The sequence below is a fragment of the Trichloromonas sp. genome, assembly GCF_041583255.1.
Classification (GTDB): Bacteria; Desulfobacterota; Desulfuromonadia; order Desulfuromonadales; family Trichloromonadaceae; genus Trichloromonas.
This window is the reverse complement of record NZ_JBFHGD010000005.1, coordinates 26637-38687: the sequence shown is the minus strand read 5'-3', so window position 1 is coordinate 38687 and position 12051 is coordinate 26637. Positions and strand designations below refer to the sequence as shown.

13 protein-coding genes are annotated in these 12051 nt (G+C 62.0%); 10 read left to right on the top strand and 3 right to left on the bottom strand.

Annotated features, from left to right (window positions below):
- The 7 genes from ABYV89_RS00920 to coaBC form a co-directional block, all read left to right on the top strand.
- Positions 1-336: response regulator (locus tag ABYV89_RS00920; protein ID WP_432821034.1), on the top strand; the 336-nt coding region annotated here is incomplete at its 5' end.
- Between the two features lie 32 nt (positions 337-368).
- Positions 369-815 (top strand): universal stress protein, encoded by a 447-nt coding sequence (locus tag ABYV89_RS00915; RefSeq protein WP_432821033.1) that lies wholly within the window; start codon positions 369-371, stop codon positions 813-815.
- 151 nt (positions 816-966) lie between these two features.
- Positions 967-2130 (top strand): hybrid sensor histidine kinase/response regulator, encoded by a 1164-nt coding sequence (locus ABYV89_RS00910; RefSeq protein WP_432821032.1) that lies wholly within the window; start codon positions 967-969, stop codon positions 2128-2130.
- A gap of 6 nt (positions 2131-2136) precedes the next feature.
- Positions 2137-3732, top strand: a complete 1596-nt coding sequence (locus ABYV89_RS00905; RefSeq protein WP_432821031.1) for an NAD(P)/FAD-dependent oxidoreductase — start codon at positions 2137-2139, stop codon at positions 3730-3732.
- Complete coding sequence (locus ABYV89_RS00900; RefSeq protein WP_432821030.1) at positions 3729-4874, top strand: 3'-5' exoribonuclease YhaM family protein; 1146 nt, start codon at positions 3729-3731, stop codon at positions 4872-4874. The genes ABYV89_RS00905 and ABYV89_RS00900 overlap by 4 nt, the downstream gene beginning before the upstream one ends.
- A 5-nt stretch (positions 4875-4879) precedes the next feature.
- Positions 4880-5506: an MBL fold metallo-hydrolase gene (locus ABYV89_RS00895; protein ID WP_432821029.1), complete on the top strand. Its 627-nt coding sequence runs from the start codon at positions 4880-4882 to the stop codon at positions 5504-5506.
- Between the two features lie 34 nt (positions 5507-5540).
- Entirely contained in the window at positions 5541-6743 is a 1203-nt protein-coding gene (gene coaBC, locus ABYV89_RS00890) for a bifunctional phosphopantothenoylcysteine decarboxylase/phosphopantothenate--cysteine ligase CoaBC (RefSeq protein WP_432821028.1), read from the top strand.
- A 32-nt stretch (positions 6744-6775) separates the two neighbouring features.
- On the opposite strand, the gene ABYV89_RS00885 is transcribed toward coaBC, so the two are convergent.
- Positions 6776-7687 carry a zinc dependent phospholipase C family protein gene (locus ABYV89_RS00885; RefSeq protein ID WP_432821027.1) on the bottom strand — a complete coding sequence of 304 codons (912 nt, stop codon included), beginning with the start codon at positions 7685-7687 and terminating at the stop codon, positions 6776-6778.
- 61 nt (positions 7688-7748) lie between these two features.
- On the opposite strand from ABYV89_RS00885, the gene ABYV89_RS00880 reads away from it, so the two are divergent.
- From ABYV89_RS00880 to ABYV89_RS00870, 3 genes are read left to right on the top strand one after another with little or no spacing between them, the layout of a single operon-like run.
- Complete coding sequence (locus ABYV89_RS00880; protein WP_432821026.1) at positions 7749-8486, top strand: uracil-DNA glycosylase; 738 nt, start codon at positions 7749-7751, stop codon at positions 8484-8486.
- Positions 8486-9268 (top strand): ABC transporter ATP-binding protein, encoded by a 783-nt coding sequence (locus ABYV89_RS00875; RefSeq protein ID WP_432821025.1) that lies wholly within the window; start codon positions 8486-8488, stop codon positions 9266-9268. Before ABYV89_RS00880 ends, ABYV89_RS00875 begins: the two co-directional genes overlap by 1 nt.
- Positions 9258-10043 (top strand): ABC transporter permease, encoded by a 786-nt coding sequence (locus ABYV89_RS00870; protein ID WP_432821024.1) that lies wholly within the window; start codon positions 9258-9260, stop codon positions 10041-10043. Before ABYV89_RS00875 ends, ABYV89_RS00870 begins: the two co-directional genes overlap by 11 nt.
- A gap of 338 nt (positions 10044-10381) precedes the next feature.
- Here the strand turns inward: ABYV89_RS00870 and ABYV89_RS00865 are convergent, their stop codons facing one another.
- Together ABYV89_RS00865 and ABYV89_RS00860 are read right to left on the bottom strand one after the other, a co-directional pair.
- Entirely contained in the window at positions 10382-10522 is a 141-nt protein-coding gene (locus ABYV89_RS00865; RefSeq protein ID WP_432821023.1) for a hypothetical protein, read from the bottom strand.
- Positions 10523-10650: 128 nt separating this feature from the next.
- A complete protein-coding gene (locus ABYV89_RS00860; RefSeq protein ID WP_432821022.1) occupies positions 10651-12039 on the bottom strand; it encodes a sigma-54-dependent transcriptional regulator in 1389 nt (462 codons plus the stop codon).
- Positions 12040-12051 lie beyond the last annotated feature (12 nt).

The window sequence follows — 12051 nt, the reverse complement described above, 5'->3', positions numbered from 1 at the left end:
CGCATCGGTCTCACCAAGCTTCTTTCCCAGGAGGGCTACGAAGTGGACAGTGTCGCTGATGGCTGTGAAGCCCTCGAATATCTGCGGGGGAAACGGGTCAACCTGGTCATCAGCGACATCAACATGCCCAGGATGAATGGTCTCGCCTTTCTTCAGGAGATCAACCGGCGCCACCCCAGTGTCCATGTCATCATGATTACGGCGTACGGCGAAGTCGAATCTTATCTTGAAGCCATGAGTCTCGGTGCTTACGAATATCTGCATAAACCGATCAAGCTTGACGAACTCAAAACCGTGATGAACAAGCTTTTCAAGCGAAACGCCGTGTCCAGCTGATTTTTTTATCAACCATTATCGGGAGAGAGGCCATGAAAGACTTCAAAACCATCCTGTTTGCGGTCGATTTTTCGCAAAGTTCTGATTATGCGTTTCAATTCGCCCTGTCCCTGGCAAAGAAATACGACGCCCGCCTGTTGATCATCCATGTCATCAACGAACCGGTCGACCTGCGCGGGTTTTATGTTCCGCACATTTCATTTGAGAAGCTGGAGCAGGAAATCGAAGAAGGCGCCAGGAAGATGATGGAAAAATTCTGTCGGACCCAGATCAAGGACTACAGCAAGTACGAAACCTTCATCGTGCCCGGCATCCCTTACGATGAAGTCATAAAAAAAGCCGAGGAGCAGTCGGCCGACCTGATAATCATGGGAACCCACGGGCGTACCGGACTCGACCATGTTCTCTTTGGCAGCACGGCCGAAAAGGTGGTACGCAAATCGTCGATTCCGGTCATGACGATACGGTTTTCCGAATAGTCGAAAGCGGCATATTCGGCATCCAGGCAAAGGCAGCGGTTTCGCTGCCTTTGCTTTTTCGGGACGGCGTATTTCCCCTTGTCAAACGAGGAGGGGGCAGTTATTCTAGCCTGTCCAATCCGGGAATATTCGACCAGGGAGACATAGAGTCATGGACAGACGGATTGTCGTCGTGGATGACGAGAGAATCATTCTCGAGCTGACATCCATGATATTGCGCAGCAAGGGATACCAGGTCTTTACTGCCGAAAATGCTGGAGACGGCATGGCCCTGATTGAAAAAGAGCGGCCGGCCGTGGTCCTGCTCGATTACATGATGCCGTCCATGGACGGGCTGACCGCGCTGCGGAAAATCCGCGGAGCCTATCCGGATACCTACGTCATGATGTTCACCGGCAAGGGGAGCGAAGAGATCGCCGTCGAACTGATGAAAGCCGGCGCTTCCGACTACATCCTCAAGCCGTTCAATAACCAGGACCTGGTCGATCGTCTCGAAAATGTCCTGCGTATCCGCACCATCGAACTGCATAACCGCGAACTGCGCGAAGAGCGGGAACGGCTGCTGTACGAGATCGAACAGTGGAACCTCGAACTCGAACGCCGGGTCGAAGAAAAGAGCCGCGAACTGGAAAAGGCTCACGCCGAGATCGTGCAGGGGGAAAAACTTGCTGCGCTGGGACATCTCTCTGCCGGCATGGCGCATGAAATCCGCAACCCGCTGAATACCATCAGCCTGTTCATGCAGCTGCTGATGAACGGCATGGAGGCCGGCAGCGAGTTGTTTACTTACGCGGACAAGGCCCTTAAGGAAGTCGGCCGGATCGATGATCTGCTGATCAGGCTGCTGGCCGCCAGCAAGCGTCCCCAGTATGAGCTGCACATGGTTTCGGTCGCTGCGATCATCGAGCGAACCCTGGACGCTTTTTCCGAACAGATCAAGGCCTACGGGGTTACCCTGCATAAAGAGTTCGTCAGCGAGCCCGCGCCGATTCTGGCCGACGCGACCGAACTGGAGCAGGTTTTCAATAACGTTATTGCCAACGCCCTCTATGAAATGCAGCAGGGGGGGACGCTCGGGCTGCGCCTGTCCCATGACGCCGAGGCGATCCACGTGGCCGTTTCCGACACCGGCAGAGGGATCGCCAGGGAAAATGTGAACCAGATATTCGACCCGTTTTATACGACCAAGGCCAAGGGGACCGGGTTCGGCCTGTCGGTGGTGCTGCGGATCGTCAAGACTTACGGCGGCCGTATTTCCGTGGACAGCGCCCCCGGCCAGGGGACGGTTTTCCACATTCAGCTGCCGCTGGAGTAGGCTGCGATGTCGTTGCGCCTGCGTGAAATCGCCCTCGGGCTGGATGAGGATGAGTCGGCTCTGCGTTTCAAGGTGGCCGAAACCCTGGGCCTGGCCGCGGCCAGGATCGACGGGTTGCGGATCGTCCGCCGAGGGATCGACGCCCGCAAGAAGCCCCGGGTGCTGAGAATTTACACGGTTGAGTTCACGCTGCCCGACGAAGCGGCGGTGTTGCGCCGGCATGCCGGCCTGGCCCGTCTTGAGGCGGTTGCCGAGGTGCCCCTGCCCGAGCTGCGCAGCGTTGCCCGGCCGCACCGGGTGCTGGTGGTGGGGATGGGGCCGGCCGGTCTCTTTGCCGCCCTGCGCCTGGCCCGGCACGGGGTGGCCGTCTGCCTGCTGGAACGGGGCAAGCCGGTCGAAGCGCGAATCTTCGATGTCGAGCGGTTCTGGAGCGACGGCCTGCTCGATCCGGGCAGCAACGTGCAGTTCGGCGAGGGCGGGGCGGGAACCTTTTCCGACGGCAAGCTGACCACCCGCGTCAGCAGTCCGTGGATGCGCCTGGTGTTGCAGACCCTGGTCGACTTCGGCGCGCCGGAAGAGATTCTGACCCAGGCCAAGCCCCATGTCGGCAGCGATCGCCTGCGGGCCGTGCTGATCAATTTTCGCAAGGCGCTGCAGGCCCTCGGGGTCGATATCCGCTTCAACGCCTGCCTGACCGGCTTCGAATGCCACCAGGGCCGGGTAGTGGCCGGGACCCTGGCCGACGGTTCGCGTCTTGCCTGCGACAGCCTGGTGCTGGCACCGGGGCACAGTGCCCGCGACACCTACCGGATGCTGCAGGCCGCCGGCGTTCGCCTGGAACCCAAGCCGTTTGCGGTGGGGGTGCGGGTCGAGCACCCGGCCGAGTTGATCAACCGGATTCAGTACGCTCTGCCGTCCCACCCGAAGCTGCCGGCAGCCGACTACGCCCTGGCCTGGAACGATCCCGAAACCAGGCGCGGGGTCTACTCCTTCTGCATGTGTCCCGGCGGCGAAGTGATCAACGCCGCTTCCGAACCGGGCGCCCTGGTGGTCAACGGCATGAGCCTGTGCCGAAGGGACGGGCCCTTTTCCAACAGCGCCCTGGTGGTTTCGGTGCGCCCCGACGATTTTGACGCCGCCGATGATGCGCTGGCCGGTGTCCGTTTTCAGCGGCGCTGGGAGCAGGCGGCTTTTGCCGCCGGCGGCGGAACGTACCGGGCCCCGGCGCAGAACCTGATGGGGTTTCTCGGCCGCAAAAGCGGCGCGGTCCTTTCCAGCTGCCGGCCGCAGGTCTGCGCCGCGGACCTCGAACAGGTGCTGCCCGAGTTCGTCAGCCAGGGGCTGCGGCGCGCGCTGCCGCACTTTGACCGCAAGATGCGCGGCTTCGTCACTGCCGAGGCGACCCTTGTCGGGGTGGAAACCCGCACCTCGGCTCCGTTACGCATCGTTCGCGACGATGCGGGACAATCGGTTTCCCATGCCGGGCTCTATCCGGCCGGGGAGGGCGCCGGCTATGCCGGCGGCATCATGAGCGCCGCCCTTGACGGCCTCAAGACCGCTGAACAAATCATATCTATCGCAGCAAACGGGAGCAGTACGTGAAAAACCTCTATGTAGAACAGATCAGGGAGCGGGACTGGGTCGACAGCACCTTCCTTGTCGGTGAGAAAACCATGGCCATGGCCAAGAACGGTAAACCCTACATGACCCTGCGCCTGGCCGATCGCACCGGCGAAGTGGAAGGGCGGGTGTGGGACCGGGTCGACGAGTTTTCCTCCTGTTTTGAAAAAAACGATTTCATCAACATCAAGGCCAAGGCCAGCGTCTATCTGGGCAAGATGCAGCTGGTCGTGCAGGAGCTGGCGCCGGTGGCCGAGCAGGAGGTCGATCTCGGCGATTTCCTGCCGGTTTCCGAACGCCCGGTCGAGGACATGCGGGCCGAGTTCATGGCCCGGGTCGATTCGCTTGCTGACCCGAATCTCAGGGCGCTGATGCAGGCCTTTGCCGCCGACCGGCAATTCATGCGCGGCTACTGCGCCGCTCCGGCCGCCAAGGCCATGCACCATGTTTTTCTTGGCGGCCTGCTCGAACATTCCCTGGCGGTGGCGGCCCTGGCCGACGATGTCAGCCGGCGTTACCCGGTGGTCAATCGCGACCTGCTGGTGGTCGGCGCGCTGCTCCACGATATCGGCAAGGTCGACGAACTGCGTTACGAGCGTTCTTTCGACTACTCCGACGAAGGGAAGCTGATCGGCCACATTGTCATGGGGGTGGAGATGATCGACGAGAAGATCCGCGCCATCCCCGGTTTTCCCGCCCGGTTGAAGATGCTGCTCAAGCACATGCTGCTGTCCCATCACGGGCAGTACGAATACGGTTCGCCGAAACGGCCGAAAACCCTCGAGTCGGTGATTCTCAACTTCGTCGACGACCTCGATTCGAAGATCAACGGCGTGTGCACCCACATGGCCAAGGAACCGAATCGCGAAGGCGAATGGACCAGCTATCATCGGTTGTATGACCGCTATTTCTTCCGCGACCACCAATCCCGGCCCGGCGCCGCTGTCGTCCCGGCGCCGGCCGTTGCCGCAGAGGAGAAACCGGTGCCGCCGCCCTCGCCCAGGGCGTCGGAGCGTCCCCGTGACAAGGAGCCGCCCCGGCGGGGTTTCGGTTTTACCCTGGCCGACCAGCTCAAGGGGAAGAGTCTCGACCTGTTTTCTGCTGAAGATAACGAGAAGGAGTGAGTGACATGCTGATCAAGGCATTGCCTGTCGGGCCGTTGCAGGTCAACTGTTTCATCGTCGGCTGCAGCAAGACCCGCGAAGCGATGGTGGTCGATCCCGGTGACGATGGACAGAAGATTCTCGACCTTCTGCGCCAGGAAAAGCTGCTGCTCAAAACCGTGGTCAACACCCACGGTCATTTCGATCATATCGGCGCCAACCGGCTGCTGGTCGAGGCGACCGGGGCCGAACTGCTGATCCATGAAAAAGATGTCCCGCTGATGGCCAACGCGATCCAGCATGCGGCTCTGTACGGCTTGAACACTACCGCATCGCCGCCGCCCTCCCGCACCCTGGCCGGAGGCGACCGCTTTTGGGTGGGCGAACTGGAGGTGTCGGTTCTGCATACCCCGGGGCATTCGCCGGGCGGAATCTGTCTGCTGGTCGGCGGCCACCTCTTTTCCGGGGATTCCCTGTTTGCCGGTTCGGTGGGACGTACCGACCTGCCGGGCGGTGATCATGACACCCTGATCGACGGCGTCCGCAAACAGCTGCTGGTCTTGCCCGAAGAGACCCGGGTCCATCCGGGGCACGGACCGGATACCACCATCGGCGAAGAAAAACGCAGCAATCCGTTTGTCGGTTTCGACTGACCGCTTCGGGGCCTTTCAGGAGAGGGAGTCGCTTATGCTGAAGGAAAAGACCATCGTCCTCGGGGTCTCCGGGGGGATTGCCGCCTACAAGGCCGTCGAGCTGCTGCGCCTGTTCGTCAAGGCCGGGGCCGAGGTCTTCGTGGTGATGACCAAAAGCGCCTGCGAATTCGTCACCCCGCTGACCTTTCAGACCCTCTCCGGCAACCCGGTGCATACCGAGCTGTTCAACCTCTACCAGGAGCGGGAGATCGGCCACATTTCCCTGGCCGACCGGGCCGACCTGGTGGTGGTTGCGCCGGCCACCGCCAATATCATCGGCAAGGTCGCCGGCGGGCTGGCCGACGATCTGCTGAGCACAACCCTGATGGCGACCAAGGCGCCGGTGCTCTTCGTGCCGGCGATGAACGTCAACATGTACGAGAACCCCCTCTACCGGGCCAACCAGGAAAAACTGGCGGGATTCGGCTACCACTTCCTCGAGCCGGTCACCGGCTACCTGGCCTGCGGCTGGGAAGGAAAGGGGAAGATGCCCGAGCCTTCGGCGGTTCTCGAACAAGCCCTGCGGCTGCTCAGCCCCCAGGATCTGGCCGGGGAAACGCTGCTGGTGACGGCCGGACCGACCCGCGAGGAGCTCGACCCGGTGCGCTACCTGAGCAACTACTCGTCCGGCAAGATGGGTTACGCCATCGCCCGCGCCGCTTATCAGCGCGGCGCCCGGGTCATCCTGGTGAGCGGTCCGGCTGCCTTGCCTGTGCCTTGCGGGGTGGAGTTGGTGAAGGTGGTCAGTGCGGTGCAGATGCGTGAGACGGTGATGGATCGGCTGGCAGAGGCGACGGTGGTGATCAAGTCGGCTGCCGTGGCCGACTACCGTCCGGCCGTGCGCTGCGGGCAGAAGATCAAGAAGGGGCCGGCGGAACAGCTGGACCTGGCGCTCGAGAAAAACCCCGACATCCTGGCTGAACTGGGAGAGCGCAAAATGACCCAGCTGCTGGTCGGGTTTGCCGCCGAGACGGCCGACCTGGTGGAAAATGCCCGCAAGAAGCTGGAAAGCAAGAACCTCGACCTGATCGTCGCCAACGACGTCAGCCGCAGCGACGCCGGCTTCGATGTCGATACCAACGCCGTGCGCCTGTTGTATCGCGACGGCAGCAGCGAGGAGCTGCCCCTGCTCAGCAAAAGCGAAGTGGCCTGGCAGCTGCTCGACCGCATCGCCCGCCTGCGTAAACCAACGGCGTAGAGGCGCCGCTGGCCGCGCTCCGGGTGGTTTGATTAATAGGCCGAGAGGAGTTCCAGCAGGTCGTCGGGGCGGGTGATTCCCTCGCGGAAGCGGGGGCGCAGGTCAGCGAGGATGGCCTCGCCGTCTTTCTCGGGGAGTTTGCCGTCCAGCCAGAGCATGTTGAGATTCTTGCGGATCATCTTGGCGGCGTTGAGGGCTCTTTCCCCGGTCGGGTCGGCTTTCCAGTACGGGCTCGCCTCCATGTGGCAGAGGATGCTCAGCCCCGCTTCCCTGGCCAGGACCATATACTCCTCCTGGTCGGCGGCGTTGAGGGTCCATTTCGACGACTGATCCAGGGAACGGAGCATTTTCTGCCATTGCTGCAGGCGGTTGAGCAGCAGCAGCGAGTTGAACAGGCGCTTGTTGGTGGCAAACGAGAAGATGGTGTCGGAAAGGACTCCGCGCAGCAGGGTATCGTTGTCGTTGAAGCGGCGGCGGGCGATGGTGCGGGCCAGGGCCCAGGTTTCCGGCGGCACATGGGCTTCGCTGCGCACTTCCCAGTAGGCGTGCTTGAGCAACACGGTGTTGAAGGTGCGCACCATCTTGAAGGGGACGAAGTACGAGTGGGCGATGGTGTCGGCGGCCAGATGGCTCAGGTAGCCGTAAGCGCAGGCCTTCTGGGGCGCGCTGCGGGCGGTGTCGAGCACTTTGCGACCCATGCGCCAGGAATGGCAATGCTGCAGGTAGTGGGTGAATTTCTTGCCGAGGGTGATGTCGGCGCTGATGCAGCCGTACAGGTAGTCCTGGGGGTGGGCGCTGAGCAGGGTCTGCAGCATCGGCGGCAAGGCCTCCAGGTTGGCCAGGATGTGCGAACCGAGCTGGAGGTGGATCCCGATCCCCCAGGCGAAGGCCTCGGCGGGAGCCAGGACGAGCAGTATGGCAAATAAAAGGCAGGATAATAACATAGGCATCTCAAGCTGATTTTGTATTTAGAGTAATTCTTCCCAGCCGCTAAGTAAAGGACTAATGCCAGAGAACCTGAAGCAGGAATTGCAAGAAGCCCTCGCCCAGTCCCGCAGTTTTTTTGAAGATCTGCGCAACCTCGGCGTGACCGCGGTACCGGTGGCCGAGCTGCCCGCCGAGCTCCCCCCCTGTCCTCCGGACGTGTGCGGGATCGACCGGGGCGGGTCTGCCGTCTGCCGGGCCGAAACCCTCGACGAAATCCGTGCCGACCTCGGCGACTGCCAGCGTTGCCCCCTGTGCCGCGGTCGCAAACAGGTCGTGTTCGGGGTGGGCAACCCCCATGCGCGGGTGGTTTTCGTCGGCGAAGCGCCGGGCCGAGAAGAGGACGAACAGGGCGAACCGTTTGTCGGCGAGGCCGGGCGCCTGCTCGACCGCATCCTCTTCGCCATGGGGCTGGCCCGGGAGGATGTCTATATCTGCAACGTGGTGAAATGCCGGCCCCCCGGCAACCGCGACCCGCTGCCCGAGGAGATCGCCCCCTGCGAACCGTTCCTCAGGCGCCAGCTGGCCGCCATCGAGCCGGAGGTGATCGTCACCCTCGGCCGGTTTGCCGCCCAGAGCCTGCTGGACGACCAGGCCGCCATCAGCAGCCTGCGCGGCAAATGGCACCAGTACCAGGGGATTGACCTGCTGCCCACCTACCATCCGGCTTATCTGCTGCGCACCCCGGCGGCCAAGCGGGAAGTCTGGGAGGACATGAAGCAGGTGATCAAGCGACTGCGCGAATCCCGGATCGGCTGATGATGACAGCTCGCGGCGAAACCCTCAGCATCGAAGAGGTCCGCAAGACCCGGCAGGACGCCTCCGGCCAGCCGGTCGACATCCTGCGCGGGGTCAGTCTCGAGGTGCCGGCCGGCCTGCTGTCGGTCGTGGTCGGCCCTTCCGGCGGCGGCAAGAGCACTCTGCTGCGCCTGCTTAACCGGCTCGAAGACCCGTCGTCGGGGCGGATTCTTTTGTCCGGCACCGATATTGCCGCCATCGACCCGCTGCAGCTGCGCCGCCGCGTCGGCGTTGTGCTGCAGGTGCCGTTCATGTACGAGGGGACGGTGCTGGACAACCTGCAGCGGGCCTTTGTTTTTCGCGGCGAGCCGGCACCGGCGGCAGATGATCCCGGCCTTCTCCAGGTTCTTGAACTCTGCCGGCTGTCCGCCGAGCTTCTCGTCCGCCAGGCCCGCTCCCTTTCCGTCGGCCAGCAGCAGCGGGTCAGCCTGGCCCGCGTCCTGCTAACAGGTCCCGGCCTGCTGGTGCTCGACGAGCCGACCAGCGCCCTTGACCGTCCTACCGCCGACCAGCTCGGCCGCACCCTGCAGGAGATCTGCCGCCAGCGGCAGCTCAGCGTTCTGATGCTGACCCACGATCTGCGCCTGGCCCAGCGGGTGGCCGATCAGGCCGCCTTTCTCGACGCCGGTCGGATCGTCGAATCGGGGACGGCGGCCAGCCTCTTTGCCAGCCCGCGCAGCGAGGCCTTGAAGAACTTCCTCGCTTCACCTGCCGATCTCCAGGAGAATGGCCATGACAGGTAGCGTGATCGATCTCACTATTATCGACCTGGTGCTGGTCTACGGCCTGGTCCTGATCGCGGTCGGCCTGGCCCGCTTCAACCGCATCGGCCAGGAACGGGACCTGCTCTGGTCGTCGCTGCGGATGATCGTGCAGTTGCTGGTGGTCGGCTATCTGTTGAAAATGGTCTTTGCCATTGCCAGCCCATGGCCGGTGCTGCTGATCCTGGTGATTATGGGCGGTTTCGCCGTGCAGGCGGTCGGGGCGCGGGTCAAGGAGAAGATGCCCCGCTTTTACCAGGTGGTGGGGCTGGCCATGTTCACCGGCTGCGGCGGGGCCACCTTCTTTTTCTGCATCCTGGTGGTCGGGCTGACCCCCTGGTACGATCCCCGCTACCTGATTCCGCTGGCCGGAATGATCATCGGCAATTCGATGACCGGAGCCAGCCTGGCTGCCGAACGCCTCGCCGCCGAGATGAAGGAGCGGAAGCAGGAAATCGAGACCTCCCTCTGCCTCGGTGCGACCTCGCGCCAGGCTGCGGCCGACGCGGTTCGCAGCGCTTTTCGGGCCGCCCTGATCCCGTCCGTCAACGCCATGGCAACGATGGGACTCGTCTTTTTGCCCGGCATGATGACCGGCCAGATCCTTTCCGGCACCGAGCCGCTGCTGGCGGTGCGCTACCAGATCGCCATCATGTGCGTGATCACGGCCAGCGTCGCCGTGACCTCCTTTCTTATCCTGCTGCTGGGGTACCGCTCCTTTTTTACCGCAGCCCATCAGCTGCGACTCAGACCCTAGTCTTCCGTGCGCCCTAAATATTCCCTTCGAAGTTCTTTCCTTTTGTTTCAAGGTATGGTTAAATCAAAAAATGAACAGAAGTTAACCTTTGGAGGAGGTGCGATCATGGTACACGTGGTGTGCAGTGCCCGGTGCAAGTACAATGAAGGCGGCCGGTGCCGCCGAAATGTGGCTCCGGGAGAGCCGGCCATCAGGCTGGATCAGAGAGGTAGCTGTTCGGCTTACCGGCCTACCTCGGTATAATGGCTGCCGGTTAAAGACAACGGGGAATTTTAGTGCAATGAAACAACCTTAAAAAGGCGCCGTGACGGCGCCTTTTTTATTGCTCTTTTGCTGAATCACCGGGAGGCCTGGTGCAGGTGGATGGTCCGCTGCTGGAAAGGGATCTCGATCCCCTCCCGGTCGAGGGTCAGCCGGGTCAGGATTCTGGCCGCCCAGAGACCGAACATCAGGAACAGCAGGGAGCCGATCACCTTCATGCCTTAGATGCTCAGCCAGGATGACGCCTGCTCGATGATCTTATGGCTGGTTGTCGAGAACCCGTCCGCGGAAAAATCCATTAAATCCTCCTTGTGCACAGCGGATGAGCTCTTTTTCGGGAGCCGGATTAAAAATCCAGTTTGAGACGTTTTATCTTTTCCACCAGGGTCGTTCGGTTGATCGACAGCAGGGACGCCGCCCGCGCTTTAACCCCTCCGGCCAGGTCCATCGCCTCGCGAATCATCGATCGCTCGATGGTTTCGATGGTGGCCGGCATGTTCACGCCGTCGGCGGAAACCCTGGGACAGTTGACCCCGGCGGCTTCATCGAGGGCGGATTGCGCCGTGATATTGGGCGGCAGGTCGCTGACATCGATGGTCTCGTGCTCCGTGAGGGCTACAGTCCGTTCGAGGACATTTTCCATCTCCCGCACGTTGCCGGGCCAGTCGTAATTCTGCAGGCTTTTCATGGCTTCAGCAGAAATCGTCATCAGCGGCCGGTTCATCGATTTGCAGCTGCTCTGCAGAAAATGCCGGGCCAGCAAGGGGATATCCTCGCGGCGGTCGCGAACGGGAGGGAGATGGATGGGAATGACGTTCAGGCGGTAGTAGAGGTCTTCACGAAAGTTTCCCAGTTTGACTTCGTCTTCGAGATCGGCGTTGGTCGCCGAGATGACCCTGACGTTGAGTTTGATCTTCTTGCCTGAGCCGACCCGTTCGATCTCGTGCTCCTGCAGCACCCGCAGCAGTTTCATCTGCAGGTGGTGGGGCATGGTGCCGATCTCGTCGAGAAAGATGGTGCCGTTGTTGGCCAGTTCGAATTTGCCCGGCTTGTCGGCGATGGCGCCGGTGAACGAGCCGCGCACGTGGCCGAACAGCTCGCTTTCGAGCAGCTCGGCCGGGATCGCGCCGCAGTTGATGGCCATGAACGGCTTGTCCTTGCGGGCGCCGTTGTAATGAATGGCCTTGGCGACCAGCTCCTTGCCGGTGCCCGAATCGCCGAGGATGAGGATGGTCGAATCGGTGTGGACGATCCGTTCCATCCGGGCGAAGACCTGCTGCATGGCACTGCTGTTGCCGATGATGTTGTCAAATTTGTATTTGCCGCGCAGCTGCTGGCGCAGGTACAGGTTTTCCGCCACCAGCCGGCTTTTTTCCATGGCCTTGGCGATCTGTACCTTGAGCTTTTCGAAATTGAACGGCTTGGTGATGTAGTCGAAGGCCCCCGCCTTCATGGCTTCGACCGCGGTTTCCGCCGAGGCCTGCCCGGTGATGACGATGACGTTGGTGTAGGGGGAGTCGTTCTTGACCTGCTTCAGGATGTCGATGCCGCTGACGCCGGGGAGGAAGAGGTCGGTGATGACGATTTCGAAGGGGGTCTGCTGCAGGATGGTCAGCGCCTCTTCGCCGGAACCCGCCGCCCGGACCTGGTAGCCGGCGCTCTGCAGCAGCAGGGTCAGGGCCTCGCGATTGCTCTTTTCGTCGTCGATGACCAGGATCTGGGAAGGATTTTTCATGGCATCTCCTGT

Excerpts from the sequence above, each read along its gene's own strand:
- ABYV89_RS00910 (WP_432821032.1), top strand. The coding sequence starts at position 967 with ATGGACAGACGGATTGTCGTCGTGGATGACGAGAGAATCATTCTCGAG.
- ABYV89_RS00865 (WP_432821023.1), bottom strand. The coding sequence starts at position 10,522 with ATGAAGGTGATCGGCTCCCTGCTGTTCCTGATGTTCGGTCTCTGGGCG.
- ABYV89_RS00885 (WP_432821027.1), bottom strand. The coding sequence starts at position 7,687 with ATGTTATTATCCTGCCTTTTATTTGCCATACTGCTCGTCCTGGCTCCC.
- ABYV89_RS00860 (WP_432821022.1), bottom strand. The coding sequence starts at position 12,039 with ATGAAAAATCCTTCCCAGATCCTGGTCATCGACGACGAAAAGAGCAAT.
- coaBC (WP_432821028.1), top strand. The coding sequence starts at position 5,541 with ATGCTGAAGGAAAAGACCATCGTCCTCGGGGTCTCCGGGGGGATTGCC.
- ABYV89_RS00880 (WP_432821026.1), top strand. The coding sequence starts at position 7,749 with ATGCCAGAGAACCTGAAGCAGGAATTGCAAGAAGCCCTCGCCCAGTCC.
- ABYV89_RS00875 (WP_432821025.1), top strand. The coding sequence starts at position 8,486 with ATGATGACAGCTCGCGGCGAAACCCTCAGCATCGAAGAGGTCCGCAAG.
- ABYV89_RS00905 (WP_432821031.1), top strand. The coding sequence starts at position 2,137 with ATGTCGTTGCGCCTGCGTGAAATCGCCCTCGGGCTGGATGAGGATGAG.
- ABYV89_RS00915 (WP_432821033.1), top strand. The coding sequence starts at position 369 with ATGAAAGACTTCAAAACCATCCTGTTTGCGGTCGATTTTTCGCAAAGT.
- ABYV89_RS00870 (WP_432821024.1), top strand. The coding sequence starts at position 9,258 with ATGACAGGTAGCGTGATCGATCTCACTATTATCGACCTGGTGCTGGTC.
- ABYV89_RS00895 (WP_432821029.1), top strand. The coding sequence starts at position 4,880 with ATGCTGATCAAGGCATTGCCTGTCGGGCCGTTGCAGGTCAACTGTTTC.